Consider the following 26,611-nt stretch of genomic DNA (forward strand, 5'->3'; position numbering starts at 1 on the left):
TCACCAATCTACCATCGCTGCAGCACACGGGCTTGCGCTTGGGTAATCCGCAGGCCATCCATGACCTTTGACCCTTGCCGCTTTTCTCAACCCCGTTTAGGGTAGGCGCTTTGTCTATCGGGGAGAATCCGTTTTGATCAGATTCCTGTTGTGCTCGGCATGCCTGCTGTGGGCGGCCTCGGGCCTGGCTGTGGAGCCGGATCTGCGCCAGCCGGTACCGGGCGTACACGCCATTACCGGCGTCACCGCGGTGACTGCGCCGGGCGAGTCGGTGGAAAACGCCACGCTGGTCGTTCGCGACGGTGTGATCGAAGCGGTTGGTGCGGAGGTCGAGATCCCGCCCGATGCCCGTGTCCATGAATTCGACCCAGAAATCGCCGAAGTACGCATCTACCCGGGCTTGATTGACGCCTACGTACCGGTTCCGATGGCGCGCGAGGACGACGGTGACGACGGAGAGGAAGGCGGCGAGGAAGAAACCCTCAGACCGGGGCAGTATCCCCACCCGCTAGTGACGCCGGAACGCAGGATCAGCCATGACCTCTGGCCGGGTGAGCGCATCGAGGCGCTACGCCGCGCCGGTTTCACCACCGCGGTACTGGCGCCCGAAGATGGGTTGCTGCGGGGGCAGGGTGCCCTGGTCAATCTCGGCGACGGCGGCCTGGCAGCCAACATGCTCGACCCCGACCGCTTCCAGTTCGCCTCGCTTCAGGCAACCACCAATGGACGGAGTTTTCCCAACTCGCAGATGGGCGCCATGGCCCTGCTCAGGCAAACATTCCTGGATGCGCGCTGGCAGGCCCGGGCACGGGCTGCCTGGCAGCGAAACCCCGAGCAGTCGCGGCCGGCGTTCCTCGAGGATCTGGACGCACTCGAACCACTCTTCACCGGTGATTCGCAGCTGATCGTCGAATCGGCCGACATGCTCGACAGCCTGCGTGCGGCCAGCGTGGCGGCGGAGTTCGAGCTGCGGCCCTGGCTGGTGGGGCACGGTCGCGAGTATCAGCGCCTCGAGCGCCTGGCCGAGACCGGTCTCGTGCAGATTCTGCCGCTGGATTTCCCTGATGCGCCGGATGTCGATGAACACGAACGCGACATCAGCCTGCCAGAGTTGCGGCACTGGCACCTGGCGCCGGAGAATCCCGGGCGGGTGATGGCTTCCGGCCTGGAGGTCGCTTTCACCAGCCACCCGCATTCCAGTCCGGAGGCCCTCCATGCCAACCTGTTCAAGGCCACCGAGCGCGGCCTCGATCCGGACCGGGCGCTGGCCGCTTTGACGACCGTTCCCGCCGAATTGCTCGGCATCGACGACCGGGCTGGCCGCCTGGCGCCGGGCTACATGGCCAATTTCCTGCTGGTCGAAGGGGAGCTGCTGGTGGAGTCACCGGCCCTGCGCGAGGTCTGGATCGACGGGCGACAGCATGTGCTCAGGGAACTCGAGCCGCCCGAGATTGAGCCGGCCGGAACCTGGGAGCTCATATTGGCCACGTCTGGTATGGGTAATCTTGATGCCGTGCTCGAGCTCAGCGGCAAGGCGCCGAGCCTGTCAGGGAATTTCGAAATAATGGGCAGCAAAGTGCCACTGGCCGAAGCGCGTGTGTCCGGCAGCCGCCTCGACGTGCGCATCGACGGCGCGCGCCTGGGCATGCCCGGTGCGATCACCTTCTTCCTGGAGATCGAGGACGAGCGCGGCAAGGGCAGCGGATCCAGCCCCCAGGGTGAATTCGATGTGCGCGGGCAACGGACGGGCGAACCCGACGAAACTGAGGAGACGGCATGAAACACATGATTAAGATCCTGACCCTCGCGGCGGTCCTGACCCTGGCGGGCCCGGCGGCCGCCTACGATATCGAAGCCTGGAACAGTGCCATCCCCGATCAGCCCGAGCATGTCTTGATCCGGAACGCCACGCTGTGGACTGCCGACGAGGCCGGAATCCTGGAGCAGGCCGACCTGCTGATCCACCGTGGCCGGATCGAGCGCATCGGCGAGGACCTCCGGGCGCCTCGCGCTGCGGTCGAGATCGATGCGAGCGGCCGGCACGTCACGCCGGGGCTGATCGATGCCCATTCTCACGCGGCCATTACCGGCGGGATCAACGAATCGTCCCTGATCAGCACCGCGATGGTGCATATCGGTGATGTGATCAACGCGGATTCGATCAACATTTACCGACAGATGGCCGGTGGCCTGACCACCATGCACCTGATGCACGGCTCGGCCAATGCCATCGGCGGGCAGAACGTGATCGTCAAGCTGCGCTGGGGCGCCGACCCCGACGACATGATCATCGATGGCCAACCCGGGGTGATCAAGTTTGCCCTCGGCGAGAATCCCAAGCAGAGCAACTGGCAGCCGGATACGCCGCGCTATCCGAACTCCCGCCAGGGCGTCAACCAGATCATCGACGAGAAGTTCCAGACGGCGCGAGAGTATGCCGAACAGCATGCTGAACCGTCGGGACGTGACCGCGTACCGCCGCGGCCAAGCCTGGAGATGGATGTTCTGGTCGACATCCTGGAAGGTGAGATCGATGTCCACTCGCACGGCTATCGGGCCGATGAGTTCATTGCCCTGCTCAGGACAGCCGAACGCCATGGCTTCCGGATCAAGGCCCTGCACCACGTGCTGGAAGGTTACAAGGTGGCCGACGAAATGGCCGAGCACGGTGCCGGCGGGTCGACGTTCTCGGACTGGTACGGCTTCAAGTACGAAGCGCGAGACGCGATTCCCTACAATGCCGCGTTGATGCACGAGCGTGGCGTGCTCACCAGCCTCAATTCCGACAACCCCGAGCTGGCGCGGCGGATGAACGTGGAAGCTGCAAAGACCGTCCGCTATGGCGGCATGGAAGAGCACGAGGCGCTCAAGCTGGTCACCGCCAATCCGGCCCGGCAACTCGGCCTGTCGGAGCGTATCGGACGCCTGGCCGAGGGTCTGGATGCCGATATCGTCATCTGGAACGGATCGCCGCTTTCGGTAACCAGTCGTGTCGATCAGACCTGGATCGACGGCCGGCGCTACTTCGACCGCCAGCGCGACCTCGAGGCGCGCGAGCGCTGGGAAGACGAACGCCAGCGCCTGATCGCCCTGGTGCGTGCCGAATCAGAAGCAGACGAAGAGGACGAGGCCGAGGAAAAGCCGGAAAGTCCGGATGCGGACGTTCCGGAAGCGGAGTCGGATCCCGATCCAGATCCGGATCGTGGAATGAACGTGCTGCGTAAACTGCTGGGAGGCGCCTGATCATGATGCCGACAAGAATCCTGCTTGCCACCTGTCTGCTGCTCGCAGCCCTCACGACCCGGGCCGAACCGGTGGCCTATATTGGTGCCACCGTGCATCCGGTCAGCGGCCCAACCATGGCGGACGCAGCCGTGTTGGTTGAAGATGGCCGAATCACGGCGATCGGCGACGACCTCCAACTGCCCGGGAACGCACGCATCATCGATCTGTCCGGCCTGCATCTCTACCCCGGGATGGTACATGCCGGTACCGTGCTTGGCCTGACCGAGATCGGCAGCGTGGCCGGAACCGACGACACCACCGAAACCGGGCAGATCAACGCCGCCATCCGTGCGGAAATCGGCATCAATCACGACTCCATGCTGTTTGCGCCGAATGTGACCGGCGGCTTGCTTACCGCGCATGTCGTGCCGCGCGGGGGCTTGATCCGCGGTTCCTCGGCGGTGATCGGACTGGCAGGGTGGAACTGGGAGGACATGACCTTGCACGCACCGGCGGGCATGCATATCGCCTTTCCACGCGGCGCCGCCGATGATGAAGAAGACGAAGATCTGGCCTTGATCGACCAGACTCTCGACGCGGCCCGGGCCTGGGGTCGTGCCATGAGTGCGCATCGCGACGGGGGTGCGCCCGAGCCGGCACCCAACGATCAGCTTGCTGCTCTGTTGCCGTTGATCGAAGGTGAAGGCCGCCTGTTCCTGCACGCCGATCGCGAGCGCGACATGCACGCGGCGCTGGACTGGGCCGAGCATCAGGGCTTCGAGGATGTCGTACTGGTTGGCGGTCCGGATTTGCAGCACCTGGCCGAGCGTCTGGCGACAGCCGATGTGCCGGTCATTCTGACCGGCGCGCACGTCATGCCGCAGCGCGGCTGGGAGCCCTACGATGCCGCCTACGTGGCCGCAGCGGCGCTCCACGAAGCCGGCGTGCGCTTTGCCATGACCGATGGCGGCTCGGGCTTTACCGCCGGTAATGCCCGCCACATTCCCTTTCAGGCCGGCATGGCGGTGGCTTTCGGACTGGATCGCGAGGCGGCGCTCAAGTCGGTGACGCAGTGGCCAGCGGAGATCATCGGCGTGGGCGATCAACTCGGCACGCTGGAGGCGGGCAAGCGCGCGACCTTCTTTGCCGCAAGCGGCTCGCCGCTGGAGGCGACCACGCAGATCACACGGGCCTGGATCGACGGCGAGGAGTATGACTTCTCACGCGACCGACAGCGCCGCCTCTATCAGCGCTACAAGTCGCGGCCGCAGCCGGGGGAGTAGTCTGGCCTGGGGCTGCCGTTAGACACTAGCTGCAAAAGGGCCAGATCTTCCACCAGGCAGCGCAGCGGAATTGATCTTCGCAGGCCGGCAACTGCCGTCCGTAACGCTCGGCCCGTTCGGACACCTGGCGGGCGGTCTGCTGCACCTTGGGCTTGCCGCGCCAACTGCCGCGGCGATACCCGGTGTGTCCCTCGTGGTAGGCCAGGTAAAGGTTGTAGGGATCGTCACGAGCGATACCCAGACGCTGGTGGCTGGTGTAGTTGTACCAACCGATAAAATCGAGCGCGTCGCTCATGTCCGCACGGCTGGCGAACAGGCGTGATCGCCCGGTCGTGGCCAGGTAGTCCTGCCAGGCCGGATCCTGTGCCTGGGCATACCCGGCGGCCGAGGAAGGCCGTCGCCACGGGATGAAGCCCAGCAGCTTTGTGCGTGCAGGTCGCACGCGCGCCCGAAAGGAAGATTCGCGCTGGACGATGGCCATCTGGATATTGATGGGGATGCCCCAGCGACGCTCGCTTGTGTAGGCGTCGTCGTACCAGCCCGGTTCCTGCTCGAAGATTTCGCACAGGTTGTCCTGGCGCTCTGGCGGCGTGGCGGCACAGCCGAACAGGACCAGTGCTGACGCGGCGACGAGAGGAATTTGGATCAACGAACGCATTGGCTCGATTCTAACCCGCCGCGCGTTGGTGATTCAGGTTTTGCGGGGCACGCCTTGCACGGTCGACTCAGGCACGTGCTCAAGCTTGCAGAATGAGTGGCGGGGTACACTAGGTGCTGACTTCCAACGGAGGGAAAGAATGCTCTGGCAGGCACTGAGTGCAGCTCGCGATATCGGTCGAATGCAGGACATCGCTTCGGTCCTGATCCGCTACGGTTTTGGCGACATCGTGCAGCGTGTTGGCATGGCGGGTGCCTTGCAGCGTGCCGGCAAGGTGCTGCACTGGAAGGAGGGCGAGGAACTGGCCCAGCTCAAGCCCCCCGAGCGCGTTCGCCGCGTACTCGAGGAACTGGGTCCGACCTTCATCAAGCTCGGGCAGGTGTTGGCCACGCGTGTCGACCTGTTCGGGCCGGAATGGCTGGACGAGTTCGGCAAGCTCCAGGATCATGCCCCGGCCGTCGAGTGGGAGAAGATCGAGGCGCAACTGACCGAGGAACTCGGGGCGCCACCCGGCGAAGTTTTCGAGCGCGTCGAGCGGGAGCCGCTGGCGGCAGCTTCACTTGCCCAGGTGCATCGTGCCTGGCTCGAGGACGGAACTTCTGTGGCGTTGAAGGTTCGCCGGCCCGGCATCAATTCGATCATCGACGCGGACTTGCGTCTGCTCCGACGCCTGGCGGAAATTCTCGAGTCGGAGGCGAGCGAACTGCGCCATTACCGACCTCGCTTGCTGGTCCGGCATTTCGCCCGGTCCCTGCGTCTGGAACTGGACTTTGTCGCCGAGTGCCGTAATGCCGAACGCATTGCCGAAACGCTCGAGCCGGATTCCGGCATCGTGATCCCCGAGGTCTTCTGGGAATTCACCGGTGAGCGCCTGAACGTACAGGCCTGCCTGGAAGGGATCCCCGGCCGGGATCTGGAAGCGGTCGACGAGGCCGGTCTCGACCGGCATGAAATCGCCGTGCGCGGCACTCGGGCGATTTTGCTGATGATCCTCGAGGAAGGCTTTTTCCACGCCGATCCGCATCCCGGCAATATCCTGTATCTGTCCGACAATCGCATCGGTCTGCTCGACTTCGGCATGGTCGGGCGGCTCTCGGAGCAGCGCCGTCACGAGGTTGCCGAGTTGCTGCACGGCCTGGTTTCCCGCGATGCCGAGAGCGCGGCGGCTATCCTGCTCGAGTGGAGCGAGGACGACAAGGTTGACGAGGAGAAATTGCGCGAAGACGTTGAGGAATTTATCGACCATTATCACGGCGTGCCGCTGCAGCAGCTCGATCTGTCGGCGATGATCGGCGACATCACGGCCGTGCTGCGCCAGCATCACCTGGTTTTGCCGGCCGACCTGGTGCTGATGCTCAAGGCTTTCATTACGCTCGAGGGCATGGGACGTCGCCTGGATCCGGACTTCGACATGGCCGGCGAGGCTGCGCCCATCATCGAGGAAGTGTTGCGACGCCACTATTCGCCCGCCAACCTGGCGCGACGCATGCGCAAAAGCGTGGCGCAGACCCTGCGCCTCCTGGGCGACCTGCCGGCCGACCTTAGCCGACTGTTGCGCAATGCCAGTAAAGGTCGTATCGAGGTGCATGTCGATATCCGCTCGCTCAAGGAAGTCGGCAACCAGCTTGATGAGGCGGCCAGCCGGCTGACGCTGGGTATCGTGACCGCGGCGCTCATCATCGGCTCGGCCATCGTCATGAACGTCCAGGGCGAGAAAGAGGCCTTCGGGCTACCGCTGTTCGGTTTTCTGGGCTTCGTTGGCGCGGCGCTCGGGGGTGTGTGGCTGTTGATTTCGATCTGGAGAAGCGGCCGCGACTGAATTGACCCGCTTCGGAGGGTCAGCTAACGTGCGGGCTTTACGGGCCCGTTGGTCGGAGACAAGGACATGAATCCAGAAAAAGTCATTTTCGCATTCTTCATCCTGCTCGCCCTGACGTTGAACTTCGGTTTTTTCCTCGGCGAAATGGACAATCCCGACCATCACAACGCCTATGAGCTGTTTGCCGCGATTGTCGTCAGCCTGATCGCTACCGTGATGAAGCTCGGCGAGCGCACGCACATCGGAGCCGTGCTGCTGGCGTCCAGCCTGGTTGCCGATCTCCAGCTGCTGGCCGCCGCGGTGGTCTGGGGTGTGGCCGTTCATGTCGCCGATGTCGGGCTGACGCCGGCGGTGATGGCGAGCATCGTCTCGCTGTCGGGCGGCGCGTTGCTGGCCAACATCGTATCCACCGTGGTGGTGCTTATCGAGACCAGCCGCTTCCGGCGCTGACGTGAACACGCCGCTGTCGCTGTTGCTCGAACGCATGCGGGCGCCGCTGATCGTCCTGATCAGCGCCTATGCGATCGCCACTGTCGGCTTCACGCTTGTTCCCGGTTATGACGAGAGCGGTGAGCCGTGGACCATGAATTTCCTGCACGCTTTCTATGTCGTCAGCTATACCGGCAGCACCATCGGTTTCGGCGAGATCCCGGCCGAGTTCAGCGATGCCCAGCGAATGTGGACGATCGTCTGCATCTACATGACGGTCTTCGCCTGGCTGTATGCCATTGGTAGCCTGGTCACCCTGGCCCGGGATGATGCCTTTGGTGCGGCCCTGTCCCGGCGCCGGCTCAGGCGGGCGATTGGCTCGATTGGCGAACCGTTCTATCTGATCTGCGGATACGGTGGAAGCGGCCGAATCCTGACCGACAACCTGGTTCGCAATGGCCGCCGGGTGGTCGTTATCGACCAATCCAGGCTGGCCATCCGGGATCTGCAACTGCGCGATTACTGGGTCCAGGTGCCGGGCCTGCAGCTCGACGCATCCATTCCGGACAACCTGGTCGAGGCGGGGCTTCGAGATCGCTGGTGTTCTGGCCTCATTGCACTGACCGACAGCGATGAAACCAACCTGCAGATCGCCCTGACCGGGCGACTATTCAATCCCCAGATGGATGTCGTGGCGCGTGCGCAAAGCGAGGAGACCGCCAGCAACCTGGCGTCGTTCGACACGGATTTCGTGATCCGGCCGGCCGAGGAGTTCGTGCGTCGAATCAGTCTGGCGATCACGCGTCCCGAAGCCTACCGTCTCTACGAACGATTGACCGAAGCCGGTGCTCCCAAGCGCTGGGATCCGGGCAGTGATGTCGCAGGCACCTGGCTGATTTGCGGCCAGGACGACTATGCCCACTTACTCGCCGCGCAACTGCAGCAGTCCGGTATCGACTGCCGGCTGATCGCCGAACAAGCGTCGGAGGACAATTGGCCGGAAGGCAGCGTGGTTGGACGCAGTTCCGAGGGCGCCACACTCGAGGCGGCGGGCGTCGAAACGGCAGTCGGCCTGGTCGCCGCTCACGACAGCGACACGGAGAATCTGTCGACCATCATGACCGCGCGCATGATCAATCCGGATTTGCTGGTCATTGCGCGTGAGAACCACCTGCACAACCGGACCCTGTTCGAGGAGGCTGGCACGCAACTGGCCAGCTCGGTCAGCCGCATGGTGTCCTCGGCCATTCGCCCGGCGCTGGAGGCGCCCCTGGTGCCAGAGTTCATGTCCGGCGCAATGCAACAGGATGATGGCTGGCTGCAAGAGTGTCTGCAGCGTATCGGCGATCGCATCGGCGAGGGACGACTGCAGTTCTGGAGCAGTCGTGTCAGTGACAAACGCACGCCCCCGATTGCCGCCGCGATCGAGACGGGCGAGGCAATAACGGTGGGCATGCTCACGCGCGATCCCCACAATCGCAGTGAGCAGCTGGATGCTCTGGTGCTGATGATTGGTCGTGACGAGGAGGCGATCCTGCTGCCGGACGAAGACTTGCCGCTGGCCATGGGCGATCGCATCCTGTTCTGCGGCACCCCGCGTTCGGCCGAGCTGATCTGGGCAGTGGCGGTCGATCCCGACGTTGTGCACTATCTTCGGACCGGCCAGCCGCGTCTGGCACGACAGCCATGGTGGCGTCGCGCCGCTGCATCGTAGCCGAAACCGCAATACGGACTCAGCCAATATGAATAGCAAGGAGTTTCGTCGTCAGGCTCATGCCCTGGTCGACTGGATGGCGGACTATGTCGAATCCATAGAAGACCGTCCGGTCAAGGCCAGCGTCGCACCCGGTGAAATCGCCGGGCGGCTGCCAGCCAGTGGCCCGGAAGCCGGTGAGAGCATGGACACCATTCTCGAAGACTTCCGCGAGATCATTCTGCCGGGCATGACGCATTGGCAGCATCCGATGTTCATGGCCTACTTCCCGGCCAACAGTTCGTATGCTTCCGTGCTGGCCGAAATGCTGACCGCCACACTGGGTGCACAATGCATGAGTTGGGAGACCTCGCCAGCGGCGGCCGAGCTGGAAGGCCGCGTGATGCGCTGGCTGCGCGAGTGGCTGGGATTGCCGGCGGAATTCGAGGGGGTGATCCAGGACACGGCCTCCACGGCGACCCTGTGCGCCCTGCTGAGTGCCCGCGAGCGTGCGACCGGATTTGCCGTCAACAATCGCGGCTTCGCCGGGCAGGGTGACCGGCGCTTCGCCATTTACTGTTCGACCGAGGCGCACTCGTCGATCGAGAAGGACGTCCGGATTGCCGGGTTTGGTTCGGCGGCGCTCAGGAAAATCGCGGTTGATGGCGACTTTGCCATGCGTGCCGATGCACTGGCCGAGCGGATAGCCGCCGACCGGGCCGAAGGCGTCACGCCGCTGTGTGTGATCGCCGCACTGGGCACGACCAGCTCCACTGCCATCGACCCGATCGAGGCGATCGGCGAGATCTGTGCCGATCAGGGCATCTGGCTGCACGTCGACGCGGCCTACGCCGGAACGGCACTGCTGCTGCCGGAATGTCGCTGGATGCTGGGTTCCGCCGAGCACGTCGATTCCTTTGTCGTCAACCCGCACAAGTGGATGGCCACCAATTTCGATTGCACGGCTTACTTCGTGCGCAACGTCGAGTCCCTGGTGCGGACCTTCGAGATTCAGCCCGAATATCTGAAGACCCGGGCCGACGAGCACGTGCGTAATTATCGCGATTGGGGCATCCAGCTCGGACGCCGTTTCCGTGCACTGAAGCTGTGGTTCGTGATGCGTTCATTCGGGCTGGAAGGTCTGCAGACGATGCTGCGCCGGCATATCGAGTACGGACGATGGCTGGCCGAAACCCTCGACGCCCACCCGGCTTTCGAACGCCTCGCGCCGGCACCGCTCAACTGCGTATGCTTCCGCTGGTTGCCGCCCGGCACTCACGACGAGGCGACGATCGAAAAAGCCAACCAGGCCCTGCTGGCCGAAATCCAGGACGGTGGTGAGCTGTATCTCACGCACACGCGCCTTGACGGTCGCTACGTCTTGCGTATCGTGCCCGGACAGACCCGGGTCGAGCGCCGCCACGTCGAGTCGGCCTGGCAACTCGTGCTGAATGCGGCGGATACCGTTTCGAACAGGTAAGGATTGGCGGCATTAATGACGGCCGGTCGCTTCAGTCCTTGCGAAGGGCGTCACTCGTGGCTACCGGCGTCGGTACGCGCATGACGATCCAGTAGCTGGACACCATGAAGGTGAAGACCGTAGCGGCCTGGATGATGTAGGAGGCTTCTTCGGTCATCAGCCCACTCTGCAAGCCGACGACAGCGACCAGCAGGGAGAACTCGCTGACCTGGCCCAGTCGCAGTCCGATTTCACGCGCCACTTTCGGCCGCTCGCGATGGCGAGAAAGCACCCAACCGAACACCAGGGGTTTGAGCAGCAACATGGCAGCTGCAAGCACCGCGGCCGGAAGTGCGACCTGCGGCAACATCCCCATGTCGAAGCCGGCACCGAGTGCGACGAAAAAGATGATCAGGAAAAAGTCACGCAAGGGCTTGAGGGTCTCGGCGATAAACCGCGAGACCGGGTTGGTGGCAATGCTCACGCCGGCCAGAAATGCAGCGATCTCATAGGACAAGCCGAGCAGGTGCCCGATATAGGCAATTGCCAGACACCAGCCGATGGTCAGCAGGAAAATATATTCCTGGATGCGATCGAAGCGCCGCATCAGCGGCATGAGCGCGTAGCGTGCAATGCCAAATGACAGCAGGAACAGCAACGGCGCGCTGATCAGCAGCACGGCAACGTCGAACAAGGGGTCGGCGCTGCCCGCAAAGCCCTGGATGAACAGGATCAGCGCGATCGCAATGATATCTTGCAGCAGCAGCACGGCGATGATGATCTCGCCCATGCGCTGATGATGCAGGGTCGAGGTGGGTAGCAGTTTCAGCCCGATGATCGTGCTCGAAAACATCACCGCCAGACCCACGAGTACTGCCTGCAGCCAGTCCAGGCCGAAAAGCAGTCCGATACCCGTGCCGGCAGCGGCAAAGGCCAGGCAGGTCACTGCGGTAACCGCAACGGCCTCGCGCAGCATACGCAGCAGTTCGCGCGGTTCAAGGTTGAGGCCGAGCAGGAACAGCAGGAAGATGATCCCGATCTCGGCCATGCCGTCGACGACGGCCGCGTCTGTGGCCAGCGCCAGACCCCAGGGCCCGATGATCATACCCAGAACGATGTAGGCCACCGGAAGGGCCTGGCGCAGGTATAGCGCCACGGTGGCGATCAGTGCCGCTCCGGCAAAAATCAGAAACAGCGTTTCGATGAAGGCGTCGGCGTGCATGCGGGGCGCGTGTTGGGTTCCCGCATCGAGTATAGAGCATGAACGGATCCGAGCCGGCGCCGAGGGGCGCCGGCTCGGATCCGGGGTTACCAGATGCTGACGCGGTTCTCGGGCGCCAGGTAGAGTTCGGCGTCCGCTCCGACGTCGAAGGCTTCGTACCAGGCATCGAGATTGCGCACGATGCCGTTGACGCGGTACTCGGCCGGACTGTGTGAATCGTTGACCAGGCGATTACGCAGCGATTCCTCGCTCGCCCAGAGATTGCGCCAGACCTGTGCCCAGGCCATGAAGAAGCGCTGGTCGCCGGTGAAGCCGTCGAGCACCGGTGCCTCGCCACCGGCGTGATCGTCGAGGTACATCTTGTAGGCGTGATGGGCGATCGATAGTCCACCCAGGTCGCCGATGTTCTCGCCCAGGGTCAGTTCGCCGTTGATGTTCATGCCCTCGATCGGCTCGAAGCCGTTGTACTGTTCGACCAGTTTGCCGGTGCGCTGCTCGAATTGCTCGCGCGAGTTGTCTGTCCACCAGTTGCGCAGCACACCGTCGGCATCCGAGCGCGAGCCCTGATCGTCGAAGCCGTGACCCATTTCGTGACCGATCACGCCGCCGATGGCGCCGAAGTTGACGGCCGGGTCGGCGTTGGGATCGAAGAACGGCGGCTGCAGGATGGCGGCCGGAAAGACGATCTCGTTGCGGGTGGGGTGGTAATAGGCGTTGACCGTCTGCGGTGTCATGCCCCATTCCCAGCTTCTGACCGGCTCGTCGAGCTTGGCCAGCTGATCGTTCCAGGACCACGCACTGATTCGGCGGGCGTTTCCGACCAGGTCATCGGCGGCGATGGCAACATCGGAGTAGTCGCGCCATTTTTCCGGGTAGCCAATCTTGGGCAGGAAGGCTTCGAGCTTGCGGTGGGCTTCCTTGCGCGTCTCGTCGTCCATCCAGGCCAGCGTATCGAGGCGCTCGGCGAATGCGCGGCGCAGGTACTCGACCAGTTCCATCATCTGCTCACGATAGTCGGGCGGAAAGTGGCGCTGGACGTAAACCTGTCCGACCAGTTCGCCCAGGCGGCCACTGACGAAGTTGATGCCGCGCTTTTCGCGCTCACGCTGCTCCTCGATACCGTCGAGGCGCTGGTCGAACAGCTCGAAATGCGCCTGCCCGAACTCGGTCGATAGCAGTGGGGCGTGATTATTGATCCAGTGGAATGCATGCCAGGAGGCCCACTCTTCAGCCGGCGTCTCGCCGAACAGCTCGGAGTTGGCGTAGATGGCGGTGTTGGTGGCGACTACCATTTCCTCAATGCCGTCGAGCTCACGCTCGGCCAGGAAGGCCTGCCACGGGAATCCGGGGGCGTTCTCGGCAAGCTCGGCCGGGGTCATCAGGTTGTAGTTGGCCTGGCGGTCGCGCGCTTCGACCCGAGTCCAGTGGTTTTCGGCCAGTTTCATCTCCAGCGCAAGCACCGCATCGGCACGTTCTTCGGAATTCTCGACGCCGGCGCGCTCGAAAGTGGCGGCGATATAGTCGCGGTAGGCCTGACGGTGGCCCGGGAAGGGTTCGTCCTCGCGCGTGTAGTAGTCGCGGTCGGGCAGGCCCAGGCCGCTCTGGTACAAGTAGGTGAGATAGCGGTCGGGGTTGCCCTGGTCGAGGGTGACGAAGGCGGCCACGATGGAGGCCGTACCCTGGCGGCCCATCCAGCGGGCGGCCGCCTCGTGCGAGTCGATGGCCAGCAGCTGGTCCAGCGTCTCGCGGACCGGCGCCAGGCCAAGTTCCTCGATGCGGTCGGTGTTCATGTAGCTGGCGTAGAGATCGCCGACCTGCTGCGAGGGCGTGCCGGGTTGGGGGTCGTTCTCACCCAGGTCGCGGATGATGGCATCGACCCGTTCCTCGGACAGGATGCTCAACTCGTTGAAGGCACCCCAGCGCGAAAAGCCGGGCGGAATCTCGCTCGATTCCAGCCAGCCGGCATTGACCCAGGTGAAGAAGTCATCACCCGGTGCCACCGACTCGCTGATGTTCGATGTGGCAATACCCCACGCCCCGAGCTTGGCCTCGGGCGAGGCGGTGGCATGGTCGTCGGCGTGCGCCTGCGCACCGACCAGACCCAGCAGGGCAGCAGCCGTCAAACTCTGATGCAGTTTTCTCATTCGGATTCCCCGATTATTGGATCGCAAAACGATGCTGCCGCTTTGGTGGCAGCTCAATCAATGAAAGACAGCGACCGAACGCCCGGGTTCAACCCGGAAAGAGGTCGGCGGCAAAAACCCGACCCAGCAGCAGGTACATCAGGCCAGTCACGACAACGATCATCGCGAGGTTGATGACCAGGCCGGCGCGCGCCATCTGCGGGATCGTCACCAGTCCGCTACCGTAGACGATGGCGTTCGGCGGTGTGGCTACCGGCAGCATGAAGGCACAGCTGGCGGCGACTGCCGCGGGTGCGGCCAGTACGATCGGGTCGAGTCCCATGCCGATGGCGACAGAGCCGAGGATCGGCAGGAAGGCTGCGGCCGTGGCGGTATTGCTGGTGACTTCGGTCAGAAAGATGATCGCGCTGACCGCCAACGCGATCAGCAAGACGACGGATAGGCCGTCAAGCCGCTGAAACGCTTGCCCGATCCATTCGGCCAGCCCCGAATCGCTGATGCCGGACGCCAGGCTCAAGCCCCCGCCGAACAGAATCAGCACTTCCCAGGGCAGGCGAGCGGTGTCACGCCAGGACAGCACGAAGCGCCACTCGCGCCAGTCAGTTGGCACGATAAACAGCAGCAGGGCGCCGAAAATGGCGATGCCGGTATCCGACAGGCCAGGGAGCAGGGCTTGTAGAAGTGGGCGAGTGATCCAAAGACCAGCGGTGAGCACGAAGACTGCGGCGACCTGCTTCTCGGCGCGGTCCATCGGCCCGGATCGGGCCAGTTCGTTGCGGATCAATGCTTCGCCGCCTCGAAGGTGACCTATTCGCAGCGGAAAGAGCAGGCGGGTCAACAGCAAAAAGACCAGGGGCAGCGCGATGATCACCAGCGGAAGGCCGATCAGCATCCACTGAGCAAAGCCGATCTCGACACCGTGATTGTCGAGCAGGTAAGCGGCCAGCAAGGCATTGGGGGGCGTTCCGATCAGCGTGGCCAGGCCGCCGATATTGCAGGCGTACGCGAGCGAAAGCAGAAGGACCAGGGTGAAGCCGTTGGCCGAATATTCATGCTGTTCATCGCCTCCCACCAGGTAGGTCACAGAAAGCGCGATGGGCAGCATCATCATGGCCGTGGCCGTGTTGGATACCCACATACTCAGAAAGGCGGCAGCCAGCATGAAACCGGCGATGATCGCCTTTGGTTGCGTGCCCACCCGACGGATGATGTTGAGAGCAATGCGTCGGTGCAGGCCCGAACGCTCCATGCCCAGTGCGATGATGAAGCCCCCCAGGAAGAGATAGATCAGGGGATTGGCAAAGGGTGTGGTCGCCCCGGCGATATCGGTCACGCCGAGTACCGGAAAGAGCACAATCGGCAGCAGGGCGGTAGCGGCGATCGGCAGCGCCTCACTGATCCACCACACCACCATCAGCGCCGCAACGGCCGCAACCTGCCAGGCGGTAATGGACATGCCCTCTGGTGCCGGCAGGAACAGCATCGCCACGAATAGCAACGGGCCGGCAAGCAGTCCGATGCGCGGTCTCAGGTTGTTCGCGTTGTCAGCTTTCGAATTCAAAACGTCGACAGGCCTGTTGCTTCCATGATGCGATATTGCCAGTAACGTAGCCGGGAGTGGTCGGCATATCGGTCATAGGGCAGGCTGTGAATTCGGTCCGGGGTGTTCGACCAGCGCTCATCGAAAAAGCCCACGATCGCCTGCATGGCTTCGGTGTCGGGGTCCATACGCAGCTCAACGTTGGTTTCGAGATTGAAGTTATCCAGGTTTCGCCGGGTGAAGTTGGCCGAGCCCCCCAGGACTCGATCGAGCCCGGTTTTGGGCCGCACGACGAGCATCTTTCCGTGGCACTGCTCTCCCCTTGTGTTGCACCAGCGCACCGGAATACCTGCCTCGTGCAACTCCCACGCAACCTGGCGATTGGGTATGCCATTCTTCTTGCGTCCGAAAGCGTCCTCATTGGGATCGAGCAGGACTCGGATGGCGGCGCCCCGCTCGTGGGCGTCGATCATCGATTCGATGATTTCACGGTGCGACAGATAAAACATCAGCAAGTCGAGCGAATCGCCGGCTCCCGTTGAATCGATCATGGCCAGCGCGGCATCGCGAATGGCCGCCTCGGTCAGGATACGAACCTCGGCCACTAGGGACCGGGGCGAATCGAGGGATAGCGCCGGCCAGTCGGGTTCGCGACCGGTCGAAAAATGGACAACGGCACGCTCGGTCGCCAGAAGATCGCTCACGGCGGGTCCGTCGAAAGCTATGGCGATATTGTCGTGCCGGCTGCTGGCATCGTGTGGATTAGCCGAGGTGACCAGCGCCTCGGGGCCGCGCTCACCGTCCACCACCAGGGTCTTGCGGTGATTGGCCTTGAAATTGAACATGGTCAGGTAGGTTCTCAGCGTGACCTTTCCCTCACCGACGGGATTGGGTAGCCAGCCGCCGCGATGACCGTTGCCGAACCACTGACAGCAGATACGCCAAGCCGAGGACCAAAGCGGATTGGGATCGCGCAGGCGCCTCAGCTCCGTTTCGATGACGTCGACGCCGGCCTGCTCCAGCTCGGCGAACAGCGGTTGCTGTACGCCGTCGTAGAGGTCGTTGAACGGGTCGGTGAGCAGCACCGCTTTCAGGGTGTCGTGAGTCCGCCGCTCGGTTGTCATGGCATTGACCAATTCGTCGGAGAGGGGGCGGTAGCCATCTCCGGCCTTGCCGGCAAATCGGTTGACCAGGAAAAAGTCACTCACCACAAGACTCTCGGCCCGTTCAATCATGTCGAAGGCCGCATCGAATATCTTGCGCTCGTTATGCTGCCGGCCTTCGGCATCCAGCCAGGTCGAATCCGCGTGGAAGCGCACGGCGGCGGCCGGGCGCCACGGACCCGCCACGTTGAGGCCTTCCGGCAGGGGCTTGATCTGGTGCCACGCAGCCGTTCCCAGATAGGCCACTAGCAGCACGACGAAACCGCGAAGAAACCACTGAGCCGGGCGTTTCGCTCTTGGAGGGTTTGGGCGCATGCCGAGCATTATGACGGATCGGTTGGGACGAGTTGTGCCGGGATCGAGCAGTGATTTGCGGTAACCGCCAGCGATGTTCGCTTCACCCCGCCGCACTCGACCGGGTATCCTGAAGGAAGGGGTATCGCTGAGTGGAGCTTAATCAGATGAATAATGAATTCAGTTTCGGCAAGACGGTCCAGTTGGAGTTCGACAAGGCAGTCGAGGCGGTGACCGATGCACTCGAAGATCAGGGGTTCGGTGTGTTGACCGAAATCGACGTCCAGGCCACTTTGAGGAAGAAGCTGGACAAAGAAACGCGTCCCTATCGGATTCTCGGTGCCTGCAACCCTGAACTGGCGCACCGCGCATTGTCGGCGGAGCCGCAGATCGGGGTCCTGCTACCGTGCAACGTTGTCGTGCGGGAAGGTGAGGATGGCCAGGTCCATGTTGAATTCATGGATCCGCAGGCGGTGCTGAATCTGGTCGACAACCCGGCCGTTCACGATGTGGCGGCTGAAGTGCGGGATCGTCTGACGCAGGTGTTCGAAGCGATCTGATCCGGGCTCCCCTCTCTCGGGTGGCCCGCGCTATCCAGCACATGTCGCAGACTGGATCGCCATGTGACAGGGTTTGTCTCCGCCGATAGTGGCCGCGGCGGCCGTCGCCGGCAATGATGTCGGCGCCGGGCCAGTCGTACAGGCACCAGCTCGCCCTGAATGCTTCCAGCGCATGGGGGTCCTTCGTCTCCTCGCTCAGCCGGCGCAGGTAGGATTGCGGCGGGCAATGGGTGAAATGGGTTAGATAATCTTCACCATCGGCACGGTACTCGACGGCGTAGCCGGGTGCGCCCGGCGCATTGAAAGGGAAGCGCAGCAGCATCCGGACTGTCCAGCGCAGCCGTCGGCCGGGATCGCGCGTGATCAGGCGCACGGGAAGCGAGCTCAAGGACAGCATTCGCCGATAAACGTCCCATCCGAGGTCCGCTACGACCTGCCGGGTGCAGTCGGGGGTGATCCCGAAGCCGCGGAGCACTCGGTCAGCGGCTGCAGTGCAGATTGCCAATTCGACCATCAGCCGGTTGCCGAAACTGGGCAGTGTCTCCAGCGCGGCGCCTGGACGGAGTTCTTCGGCATCGGCGTCCAGGGCCGTAACGAAGCGTTTTACCTCCGGGGCGAGCCAGCGCAGATGGCGTCCCTCGGTATCGATCAGGGTGCGATTCACAAGCACCCGCCGGCTCGCGCGCGAGACGACGATGCTCAGGATGCGGCGACTGAGTCGCCATTTGAATGGGGTCTGGTCCGATTTCGCCATTACTGTGACTCCCCGCCGGTGACTTGGCGTGTGATGTCGATGGATTCGGCACCGTGTTCGTCCAGGCAGGTCTGTTCGACCTGCAGGGTTGAGAAGAAAAAGCCGTACTCTGTCTTGAGCAGGCGGTTGGCGGTCTTCAGTATGGACTGCGCGTCGGCGGACTCGGCGACCCGCAGATGGCCCGAAAAGACGTAGCGGCCGCTGGTCAGCGCCCAGGCGTGGACGTGGTGAGCGTCTTCGACAGCGTCGAGGCGCTCGAGCGACGCGATGATTTCGGCCAGGTCGACATCGCTCGGGGTTCCTTCCATGAGCAGGTGCATGGCGTCGCGGAGAATGCCCCAACTAGCCCAGAGCAGCACAACACCGAAGATCATGCCGAGGATCGGATCGATCAGCAGGAAGCCGGTGAAATGGATGACCAGGGCAGTCACGATGATCAGCAGGCTGCCGACAAAGGTCTGGATGATGTGCCAGAGCGCACCCTTGACGTTGAGATCGCTACGGCTTTGCTTCCAGATGAGGGCAAGGGATATGATCTCAGTGACCAGGCCGCCTGCCGCCGCCCACAGCATGGGCGTAGGTGGCAGGTCGATCGGCTCCGCCAGGCGCATGCCGCCCATCACGATCACGATCAGGGCCATGCCCAGCAGAAAGCCGCCATTGACCAGGGCACCGATCAGTTCGGCCCGGTACCATCCGAAGCTGCGATCCTGGTCCGCGGGACGGCGTGCCAGTCGGGCCGCGACGATGGCAACCAGTACGCCGCCGACGGCCGAGAAGGTGTGGAAGGCATCCGAGATAACAGCGATGGATCCGGTCCACAGGCCGATGGTCATTTCGACAACGAAATAGACACCGGTGAGCCACGCGGAAATCACCATGCCGCGGCCGCTCGAGGGCATGTGCCCGGCGTGTCCGTGAGCGTCGTGATTCGACATGATTCTTCTTCGCCTCAGCCTTCACCGTTCTCGATGATCTTTCGGTCGCGAATGCGAACGACTCGATCAACTGGTTCGATGGCGACCAGACCGTCGCCCGCCGCGCCCGTATGAGCGGCTTCCACGATCAGGTCGGCAATCTCCCCGGCGCGCGTGGTGAATATCTCGATACGAGCGAATCGGTGGGTCCAGTCGTCGCGGAAGAAATTGCGGTATTCCCCGAATCCACGAACCGGGCTGACGGTAAGACCGTTGATGTCGGCCTCCTTGAGCGCGTCTTCAACACCTTCCAGCGCACTGAAGCGCACGATGGCTTCGACCTTCCGCGTGCTCATGGGTCCACTCCTACTCGATGGCTTCGTAGTGATTGAATACTTCGGTTTCGCCGTCTCGCTTGAACAGCACGACGTCGTAGGCCATCCGCCGATGGTCGACTTCCATTCCCGGCGAGCCCAGCGGCATGCCGGGTACGCTCAGGCCGCGCGCATCGGGTTGTTCCGACAGTAGCCGCAGCACGTCTTCGGCCGGCACGTGACCTTCGATGACGTAGTCACCGACCACCGCGGTGTGGCAGGAAGGCAGCTCGTGTGGCACCCCATGTTCGCGCTTTACCCGGCCCATATCGGTTGTCGGGACTTCCTCAACCTTGAAGCCGTTGGCCTGCATGTGCTCGACCCATTTGCCGCAGCAGCCGCACTGGGGATCGTGGTAGACCGTCATCTCGTGCTGGGCGGAGGTCAGGGTCTGCTCTGGATCCTGACCTTCCGACCGTGCCTGGCACCCGGCGGTCAGCAGGAGCGCGCTTGCGAGAATGATGGCTGTGGTGAGTTTAGTGGTCATGATCGTGATCTCCTTCGGACGACTCGTCCGTTTGGTGGTGGTCTTGGGGGTGGGAATGGTCATCTGGCGCTTCATGCTCGGCTCCCGACTCCATGGGAATATCGCTGTCGCCATGATCGTGGCCGCCGTGGGAATGCCGGGCGCCCGCATTGCGTGCAGCCTCGAGCAGGACGGCATACTGTCCAGGCTCGAACTGCGGAAAGCGCTCGATCAATGCGACCAGCGGCCAGAGGTCCTCATCGGCGTGGGTTTCGCCCCAGGCCGGCATGCCGGTCATGCGGATGCCGTGGCGGATGACCCAGAAGATCTCCTCGGGGGTTCGCGCACGAGCGACTTCTGCCAGGTCCGGCGGCGCGGGATTGAGCCCTTGTGCGATCAAGCTGGGAGCTTCTCCCGGCGCTGCGTGACAGGTTGCACACATGTCCTCGTAGGCAATAACCGTCGCGTGCAGTTCTTCCGTATCCTCTAGGCTCGGTGTCGCATCCTCGATCGTGCTTGCCGAGCGCGCAACGGCGTTTTCGCGAATCGTTGTCAGCGTGTGCTCGGTCAGGGCCCAGTGGTCGCCGTCGGCCGACACATTGACGCGTCCATTGAGTGCGATGGCCCAGAAAGCCACGCATCCGACAACGAACAGGACCAGGGCTGAAATGATCAATGACAGGATGATTCTCATGATCGTGCCTCCTTGTTGTCGGGGAAGTTTAGTCCGAAGGATTTCCAGAGGTAGTAGATAGTCGGGACCACGAGCAGTGTGAGGATCGTCACGCTGATCATTCCGCCGACCATCGGGGCGGCGATTCGGCGCATGATCTCCGAGCCGGTGCCGTGGCCGAGCATGATCGGCAGCAGACCCGCGATGATCACCGACACGGTCATCATGATAGGGCGCACCCTGAGCAGCGCGCCGTCGGTGACAGCCTGCATCACATCGCTTCGCGTCAGGGAGTGTCCCGCTTCAGTAGCTTCGCTGCGGTGACGGGCCAGCGCCTGATCCAGATAGACGAGCATGAGTACCCCGATCTCCACGGCCACCCCGGCCAACGCAATCATGCCGGCACCGACAGCCACGGACTGGTTGTAGCCCAGCAGGTAGAGCAGCCAGTAACTGCCGACCAGGGATAATGGCAATGTTCCCAGGATGATCAGGACCGAGATCGGATTTCGGAAATTCATGAACAACAGCAAGACGATGATGCCGATCGCGGCCGGCACCACCAACTTGAGCTTTTCGGCGGCACGCTGCATGAACTCGTATTGCCCGGACCAGCCCAGCGAATAGCCGGACGGCAGATCGATTTGCTCGGAAACTGCCCGTTTGGCCCGCTCTACATATCCGCCCAGATCCTTGTCGTTGACGTCGATATAGATCCAGCCGTTGAGGCGGGCGTTCTCGGTCCGGATCACGCCTGGACCGGTCTCGATGGCAATATCCGCTACTGCGGATAACGGGATTTGGTCTCCTCCGGGTGTGACGATACTGAGACTGTTCAGGTCTCCGAGGGAGTCGCGAACATGGCGCGGATAGCGCAGGTTGATTGGGTAGCGCTCCAGTCCCTCTACGCTTTCGCCGACCCTCATGCCACCGACTGCGGAACGCACAATCTCGTGCACGTCACGAATGTTCAGTCCAAAACGGGCGGCTTCTTCGCGCAGCACGTCGACAGTGACATAGCGGCCACCGGTCACGCGATCGGCATAGACCGAGGCGGTGCCCGGCACGTCTTCAATGACGCGCTCGATATCTTCGCCAATCCGGTTGATCACGTTCAGGTCGGCACCGGACACCTTGACCCCGACGGGCGTCTTGATGCCGGTTGCCAGCATGTCGATGCGGTTCTTGATCGGCATGATCCAGGTATTGGTCAGACTGGGCACCTGGACCAACTCATCGAGCTCGGCCTTGAGCTTGTCCATGGTCATGCCGTCACGCCATTCTGATCGCGGCTTGAGCCGAATGGTGGTCTCGATCATCGTCAAGGGTGCCGGGTCGGTGGCCGTGTCGGCGCGGCCGGCCTTGGCATAGGCCGTTTCGACTTCCGGGACTGTCATGATCAGTCGATTGGTCTGGCCCAGAATCTCCGCCATCTTGCCGGCCGAGGCGGCCGGATAGGCGCTCGGCATGTAAAGCAGGTCGCCTTCGTCCAGCTCCGGCATGAACTCGCTACCGATGCGACTGTAGGGGATCCAGGCGCTGGCGAGGATGGCCAGTGTCAGAACAATGGTCGAGATCGGAAAGCGCAGGGCGGCTGCCAGGACCGGACGATAGACCCACGTCAGAAACCGATTGATCGGATTCTTGTGTTCCGGCGTGATACGCCCGCGAATCAGATACCCCATCAGCACGGGCACGAGGGTAATCGCCAGGCCGGCGGCAGCCGCCATGGCATAGGTCTTGGTGAAGGCCAGGGGCTTGAACATGCGGCCTTCCTGGGCCTCGAGGGCAAAGATCGGCACGAAGCTCAGGGCGATGATCAGCAAGGAGAAGAAAAGTGCCGGACCGACTTCCACGGCCGCATCGGCCAGTGCGTTCCAGCGTGCTTCACCCTTGAGCTCGTCTTCGGCATGCTCCAGGTGCTTGTGGTAGTTCTCGATCATCACGATCGCGGCATCCACCATGGCCCCGATGGCGATGGCGATGCCACCGAGGGACATGATGTTGGCGTTGATTCCCTGGATCTGCATGACGATGAACGCGGAGAGAATGCCCAGGGGCAGGCTCAGTACGATCACAAGCGAGGAACGGAAGTGGAACAGGAAGATCAGGCACACCAGTGCGACAACGATGAATTCCTCGATCAACTTCTCCCGTAACGTATCGACGGCCCGGTTGATCAGTGAGGACCGGTCATAGGTCTCGACGATTTCGACGCCTTCGGGCAGGCCTTGTTTGAGCGTTTCCAGTTTGTCCTTCACCCGCTCGATGGTGGCCATGGCGTTTTCACCGAAGCGCATGACGATGACGCCCCCTACGGCTTCGCCTTCGCCGTTGAGTTCGCCAACGCCACGTCGCAGTTCCGGTCCGAATTGGATTTCCGCGATGTCGCCGATTCGAATGGGCACGCCACTGTCGGTGGTGCGAACGGGAATCGCCGCGATATCGTCGAGGGAATCGACATAACCGGTGGCACGGACCATGTACTCGGCTTCGGCCATTTCAATGACCCGGCCGCCTGTTTCCATATTGCCGTTCTGGATGGCCTCGCGGACCCGCGTCAAGGGAATATTGTGGGCGCGCAACTTGTCTGGATCGACCACGACCTGGTACTGGCGGACCATGCCGCCGATGGAGGCGACCTCGGAGACGCCTTCTACGGTCTGAAGTTCGTACTTCAGAAACCAGTCCTGGAGCGAGCGCAGTTCGGCCAGATCGTGCTGACCAGTTCGATCGACCAGGGCGTACTGGTACACCCAACCGACGCCGGTCGCGTCCGGCCCCAATGCGGGACGGGCTTCCTGGGGCAGGGTGGGCGCGACCTGGCTGAGATACTCGAGCACACGCGAGCGCGCCCAGTACAGGTCGGTGCCATCCTCGAAGATGACGTAGACGAAGGAGTCGTTGAAGAACGAGTAGCCTCGGACGGTCGTCGCTCCGGGCACTGACAGCATGGCGGTGGTCAGTGGGTAGGTCACCTGATCTTCGACCACCTGCGGAGCCTGCCCCGGGAAGGTCGTCTTGACGATGACCTGTACGTCGGACAGGTCGGGGATGGCATCCAGCGGCGTCTTGAGCATCGCGATCGTGCCCCAGGCCGCGAGCAGCGCCGAAAGCATCAGGACCAGGAAGCGGTTCCTGATGGACCAGCGGATGACGGCTCCGATCATGGCTGATCTCCCGATTTATCCTCGCTCATGGCGTGGTTGTCGCCGTGGGCGGAGTGGTCCATGGTTTCGCCCGATTCCGGTTCCGATTCCGATTCCGATTCGGTGCCGTGGTCCATGTCCTGATCCGTTTCATGGTCCATCGAGTGGTTCATGTCGTGGTCCATCTCGTGGTCCATGTCCTGATCCATGTCGTCGTCTGAAGCGCTCTTGTCATCGAGCAAGCGCATCAGGCTGGCGTCTGCGCTGGCCTCCGAGTCGATCAGGAACTGACTGGACACCACGATCTGCTCGCCTTCCTCGAGTCCGGCGGTAATCTCCGTGAACCCGCCCGATTCGAGGCCGGTGGCCACTTCCGCAGGCCGGAATCGACCTTCTCCCAGCGCCAGTATCACGCGCTCTCCCTGGCCGGTTCGGATGATGGACTGGGTGGGTACGACGAGGGCCTCGGCATGCGGGTCGGCCGCGATCGAAACGCGGGCATACATGTTGGGCTTGAGCTTCAGATCCGGATTGTCGAATACCAGGCGCACACGCCCGGTGCGTGTTTCCGATCGAATGGTCGGATAGACAAAATCGATCTCGCCGTGCCATTCGCGGCCGGCTTCTGCCCAGGGAAGCCGCATTGTGGCTCGCTGACCCGGTTCGGCCCAGTTGATCTGGCCCTCGAAAAGATCGGCTTCCACCCAGACCCGGGACAGGTCTGCAATGGACATGAGGGTGCCACCCGGCTGGACATACATGCCCTGCCGAACATTGAGTTCGAGCAGGTGGCCGTCTTCGGGCGCGTGAACCGTGAAGAGCCGGCTCGGCGTTCCACGTTGTCGCAGGCCGCGGACCTGCTCTGCATTCATGCCCAGTGAGGCCAGCCGCGATTGGGATGCCGTGACGAGCGTCTGATTGCCCATTCTTACGGCTTGCAGGTATTCTTCCTGCGCGCTGACCAGGGCCGGGGAATAGATCTCGAACAGAGGCTGTCCGGCCGATACCTGTTCACCTTCCGTTTCCACATGCAGTACTTCGATCCAGCCTTCGGTGCGGACGTGGACGTGGGCAATCTGACCGCCATCGGGCGTCACCAGGCCCACGGCGTCGATGTCGCGCGCCAGGTCCCGACGCTGGACGGGCGAGACCTTGACGCCGATGTTGTTGATTACCGTCGGATTGATCCGGATCGACGGTTGACCCTGGTTGCCCTCCTGACCGGCCTCGTCGGCATAGACCGGCACGAGATCCATGCCCATGGGCGATTTGCCGGGCTCGTCGCGCCGGTAGTTCGGGTCCATGGGGGCAACCCAGTAGAGAATTTCGCGCTCGGCCTCGCCCGGCTGATCCTGACTTCCCGAGTCGGATCCCCCGAAGGCCCACCAGGCCGCAAGAAAGCCGACGGCGACGGCTGTAAGCGCTATAACCACGACTTGCCACTTGTTCACGATTCTTCTCCCGAAAGAAAGAGGATTTGCGCCCAGGCGGATCCGGCCCGGGCTTGCAGTTCGGCCTGCTTGATCTGCGTATCCAGGTCGGTCAGTTGACTGCGGATGAGTTCGGCAAAATCGGTCTGCCCGTTGGCATAGGTTGTCACTGAAGCCTCGACCGTGTCCCGGGCGCGCTCGGAAACTACCTTTTCGTAGAGGGCCAGGCGTTCTCGATAACGTTGCCAATCGGCTATGGCCTGCTTGAGTTGACGCCGGAGGTCGAGCAGGAGTGCATCACGATCAAATGTGGCTGCACTGCTGCGGCGGATCGCCGCCGTTTGACGCTTGTCCTGCCGTTGTCCCGCAAACAGCGGCAGGGACATGGTCACGCCGATGCTGGCCAGGTCGGGGTGGTCGGAGCGCAGGCCATAGCCGGCCTCAATGGCCAGCTTGGGCTTGTAGGCCTGTTCCGCCAGTTCGATGCCGAGCTCGGCCGCTTCAATGCGGGCTTGCTTGGCCTGGACGGCCGGATGGGAAACCAGTTGCTGCTGCAGTTCATCGGGATCGATTGCCGTCGCCTCGAAATCGGGCATGCTCTCGGGCAGGGGGCGATACGCTTCGCCACCGATGTAACGGGATAGCGTCGCTCGCGCTCGATCGGCCATACGCCGGTGCTCGGTAATCCGATCATCGAGCAAAGCGAGTTCCAGTTCTGTTCGCAACAGGGCCTGTGAATGGAGTCCGCCGGCGGCAAACCGCGACTGCAGCGATTCGATCTGCTGCTCAATTCGGCCCCGGCTCCTGCGGAGCACCGCCACTGCCTGATCCTGCCAGGCCAGTTCCAGCCAGGCCTGGCGGGTTTCCAGTGCAATCCGTCGAAGTGCAAGATCGGTTTGTGCACGCTCACCGCCGGCTTCCGTGCTGCGCTGGCGTTGCCGGATATCCAGCGTTCGGCCCGCCGGGATTTCCTGGCGGAGTCCAATTCGCAAGGCCTGGGTCATACCCTCCTGGTCCAGCCGGAAGGTGTCGGTCGGCACGTTGACGACCTGGGCCGAAATCATCGGGTCCGGCAGTTGGCCATCGGCGATGGCGTCATTTTCGAGGGCCTCGCCGCGGGCCACATATTGCTGAACGCTCGGATCGGCGGCGGTGGTCGCCAGGGACACCGCCCGCTCCATCGTCAGTGGTGTTTCGTCGCTTGCTACGGCCCGCGTTTCAGCAGCATTTTCATCGCCTGAATCGGCTGCCGGCGTTAACGTCGAAAATACCAGTAGAACGGACAAGTACAGGGCCAATCGCGCCAGGCGACTGGAGCAGTATGCAGACTGGAGGGTGCCATTGGACATGGTGAACCTC

At 62.8% G+C, this 26,611-nt stretch carries 21 protein-coding genes; 8 read left to right on the plus strand and 13 right to left on the minus strand.

The window, feature by feature from the left end; translation table 11 throughout:
* The first annotated feature begins 133 nt into the window (after positions 1-133).
* Genes G4Y73_RS06470 through G4Y73_RS06480 form a run of 3 tightly spaced genes read left to right on the plus strand, consistent with a single transcriptional unit; the run spans position 134 to position 4,508 of the window.
* Positions 134-1,780 carry an amidohydrolase family protein gene (locus G4Y73_RS06470; protein WP_164230609.1) on the plus strand — a complete coding sequence of 549 codons (1,647 nt, stop codon included), beginning with the start codon at positions 134-136 and terminating at the stop codon, positions 1,778-1,780.
* A complete protein-coding gene (locus G4Y73_RS06475; RefSeq protein WP_164230612.1) occupies positions 1,777-3,243 on the plus strand; it encodes an amidohydrolase family protein in 1,467 nt (488 codons plus the stop codon). Before G4Y73_RS06470 ends, G4Y73_RS06475 begins: the two co-directional genes overlap by 4 nt.
* A gap of 2 nt (positions 3,244-3,245) precedes the next feature.
* Positions 3,246-4,508: an amidohydrolase family protein gene (locus G4Y73_RS06480; protein WP_164230614.1), complete on the plus strand. Its 1,263-nt coding sequence runs from the start codon at positions 3,246-3,248 to the stop codon at positions 4,506-4,508.
* Between the two features lie 25 nt (positions 4,509-4,533).
* On the opposite strand, the gene G4Y73_RS06485 is transcribed toward G4Y73_RS06480, so the two are convergent.
* Complete coding sequence (locus G4Y73_RS06485) at positions 4,534-5,166, minus strand: lysozyme-like domain containing protein (RefSeq protein WP_164230616.1); 633 nt, start codon at positions 5,164-5,166, stop codon at positions 4,534-4,536.
* A 139-nt stretch (positions 5,167-5,305) separates the two neighbouring features.
* Between G4Y73_RS06485 and G4Y73_RS06490 the strand changes: the two genes are divergently transcribed.
* The 4 genes from G4Y73_RS06490 (at position 5,306) to G4Y73_RS06505 (ending at position 10,587) form a co-directional block, all read left to right on the plus strand.
* Positions 5,306-6,985 (plus strand): AarF/UbiB family protein, encoded by a 1,680-nt coding sequence (locus G4Y73_RS06490; protein WP_164230617.1) that lies wholly within the window; start codon positions 5,306-5,308, stop codon positions 6,983-6,985.
* A gap of 66 nt (positions 6,986-7,051) precedes the next feature.
* Positions 7,052-7,435: a DUF6394 family protein gene (locus G4Y73_RS06495; RefSeq protein ID WP_164230619.1), complete on the plus strand. Its 384-nt coding sequence runs from the start codon at positions 7,052-7,054 to the stop codon at positions 7,433-7,435.
* A gap of 1 nt (position 7,436) precedes the next feature.
* Entirely contained in the window at positions 7,437-9,128 is a 1,692-nt protein-coding gene (locus G4Y73_RS06500) for an NAD-binding protein (RefSeq protein ID WP_164230621.1), read from the plus strand.
* A 28-nt stretch (positions 9,129-9,156) separates the two neighbouring features.
* Positions 9,157-10,587: a pyridoxal-dependent decarboxylase gene (locus tag G4Y73_RS06505; RefSeq protein ID WP_164230623.1), complete on the plus strand. Its 1,431-nt coding sequence runs from the start codon at positions 9,157-9,159 to the stop codon at positions 10,585-10,587.
* 31 nt (positions 10,588-10,618) lie between these two features.
* Here the strand turns inward: G4Y73_RS06505 and G4Y73_RS06510 are convergent, their stop codons facing one another.
* The 4 genes from G4Y73_RS06510 to G4Y73_RS06525 all read right to left on the minus strand — a co-directional run bounded on the left by G4Y73_RS06510 (position 10,619) and on the right by G4Y73_RS06525 (position 16,890).
* On the minus strand, positions 10,619-11,788 hold the full coding sequence (locus G4Y73_RS06510) for a cation:proton antiporter (protein ID WP_164230625.1): 1,170 nt from the start codon (positions 11,786-11,788) through the stop codon (positions 10,619-10,621).
* Positions 11,789-11,874: 86 nt separating this feature from the next.
* Positions 11,875-13,932, minus strand: coding sequence for a M13 family metallopeptidase (locus tag G4Y73_RS06515; RefSeq protein ID WP_164230627.1), 2,058 nt, complete (start codon positions 13,930-13,932; stop codon positions 11,875-11,877).
* Positions 13,933-14,020: 88 nt separating this feature from the next.
* The gene (locus tag G4Y73_RS06520) at positions 14,021-15,493 is read right to left on the minus strand and encodes a DASS family sodium-coupled anion symporter (protein ID WP_240451136.1); all 1,473 of its coding nucleotides are present in this window, start codon (positions 15,491-15,493) and stop codon (positions 14,021-14,023) included.
* Positions 15,490-16,890: a phospholipase D-like domain-containing protein gene (locus tag G4Y73_RS06525; protein WP_346426830.1), complete on the minus strand. Its 1,401-nt coding sequence runs from the start codon at positions 16,888-16,890 to the stop codon at positions 15,490-15,492. The genes G4Y73_RS06520 and G4Y73_RS06525 overlap by 4 nt, the downstream gene beginning before the upstream one ends.
* 206 nt (positions 16,891-17,096) lie before the next feature.
* Between G4Y73_RS06525 and G4Y73_RS06530 the strand changes: the two genes are divergently transcribed.
* Positions 17,097-17,489: a DUF302 domain-containing protein gene (locus G4Y73_RS06530; protein ID WP_164230631.1), complete on the plus strand. Its 393-nt coding sequence runs from the start codon at positions 17,097-17,099 to the stop codon at positions 17,487-17,489.
* Here the strand turns inward: G4Y73_RS06530 and G4Y73_RS06535 are convergent.
* Genes G4Y73_RS06535 through G4Y73_RS06570 form a run of 8 tightly spaced genes read right to left on the minus strand, consistent with a single transcriptional unit; the run spans position 17,386 to position 26,601 of the window.
* Positions 17,386-18,243 carry an L-2-amino-thiazoline-4-carboxylic acid hydrolase gene (locus G4Y73_RS06535; RefSeq protein ID WP_164230634.1) on the minus strand — a complete coding sequence of 286 codons (858 nt, stop codon included), beginning with the start codon at positions 18,241-18,243 and terminating at the stop codon, positions 17,386-17,388. The genes G4Y73_RS06530 and G4Y73_RS06535 overlap by 104 nt on opposite strands.
* On the minus strand, positions 18,243-19,181 hold the full coding sequence (locus G4Y73_RS06540; RefSeq protein ID WP_164230636.1) for a cation diffusion facilitator family transporter: 939 nt from the start codon (positions 19,179-19,181) through the stop codon (positions 18,243-18,245). The genes G4Y73_RS06535 and G4Y73_RS06540 overlap by 1 nt, the downstream gene beginning before the upstream one ends.
* 14 nt (positions 19,182-19,195) lie before the next feature.
* Entirely contained in the window at positions 19,196-19,516 is a 321-nt protein-coding gene (locus tag G4Y73_RS06545; RefSeq protein WP_164230638.1) for a P-II family nitrogen regulator, read from the minus strand.
* A gap of 10 nt (positions 19,517-19,526) precedes the next feature.
* Positions 19,527-20,021, minus strand: a complete 495-nt coding sequence (locus tag G4Y73_RS06550; protein WP_164230640.1) for a DUF411 domain-containing protein — start codon at positions 20,019-20,021, stop codon at positions 19,527-19,529.
* A complete protein-coding gene (locus tag G4Y73_RS06555; protein ID WP_164230642.1) occupies positions 20,011-20,694 on the minus strand; it encodes a cytochrome c in 684 nt (227 codons plus the stop codon). The genes G4Y73_RS06550 and G4Y73_RS06555 overlap by 11 nt, the downstream gene beginning before the upstream one ends.
* Positions 20,691-23,843, minus strand: coding sequence for an efflux RND transporter permease subunit (locus G4Y73_RS06560; RefSeq protein ID WP_164230644.1), 3,153 nt, complete (start codon positions 23,841-23,843; stop codon positions 20,691-20,693). Before G4Y73_RS06560 ends, G4Y73_RS06555 begins: the two co-directional genes overlap by 4 nt.
* Positions 23,840-25,273, minus strand: coding sequence for an efflux RND transporter periplasmic adaptor subunit (locus tag G4Y73_RS06565; RefSeq protein WP_164230646.1), 1,434 nt, complete (start codon positions 25,271-25,273; stop codon positions 23,840-23,842). The genes G4Y73_RS06560 and G4Y73_RS06565 overlap by 4 nt, the downstream gene beginning before the upstream one ends.
* The gene (locus G4Y73_RS06570) at positions 25,270-26,601 is read right to left on the minus strand and encodes a TolC family protein (protein ID WP_164230648.1); all 1,332 of its coding nucleotides are present in this window, start codon (positions 26,599-26,601) and stop codon (positions 25,270-25,272) included. Before G4Y73_RS06570 ends, G4Y73_RS06565 begins: the two co-directional genes overlap by 4 nt.
* Between the last annotated feature and the right edge of the window lie 10 nt (positions 26,602-26,611).

The organism is Wenzhouxiangella sp. XN201 (assembly GCF_011008905.1).
In the GTDB taxonomy this organism is placed as follows: Bacteria; Pseudomonadota; Gammaproteobacteria; order Xanthomonadales; family Wenzhouxiangellaceae; genus Wenzhouxiangella.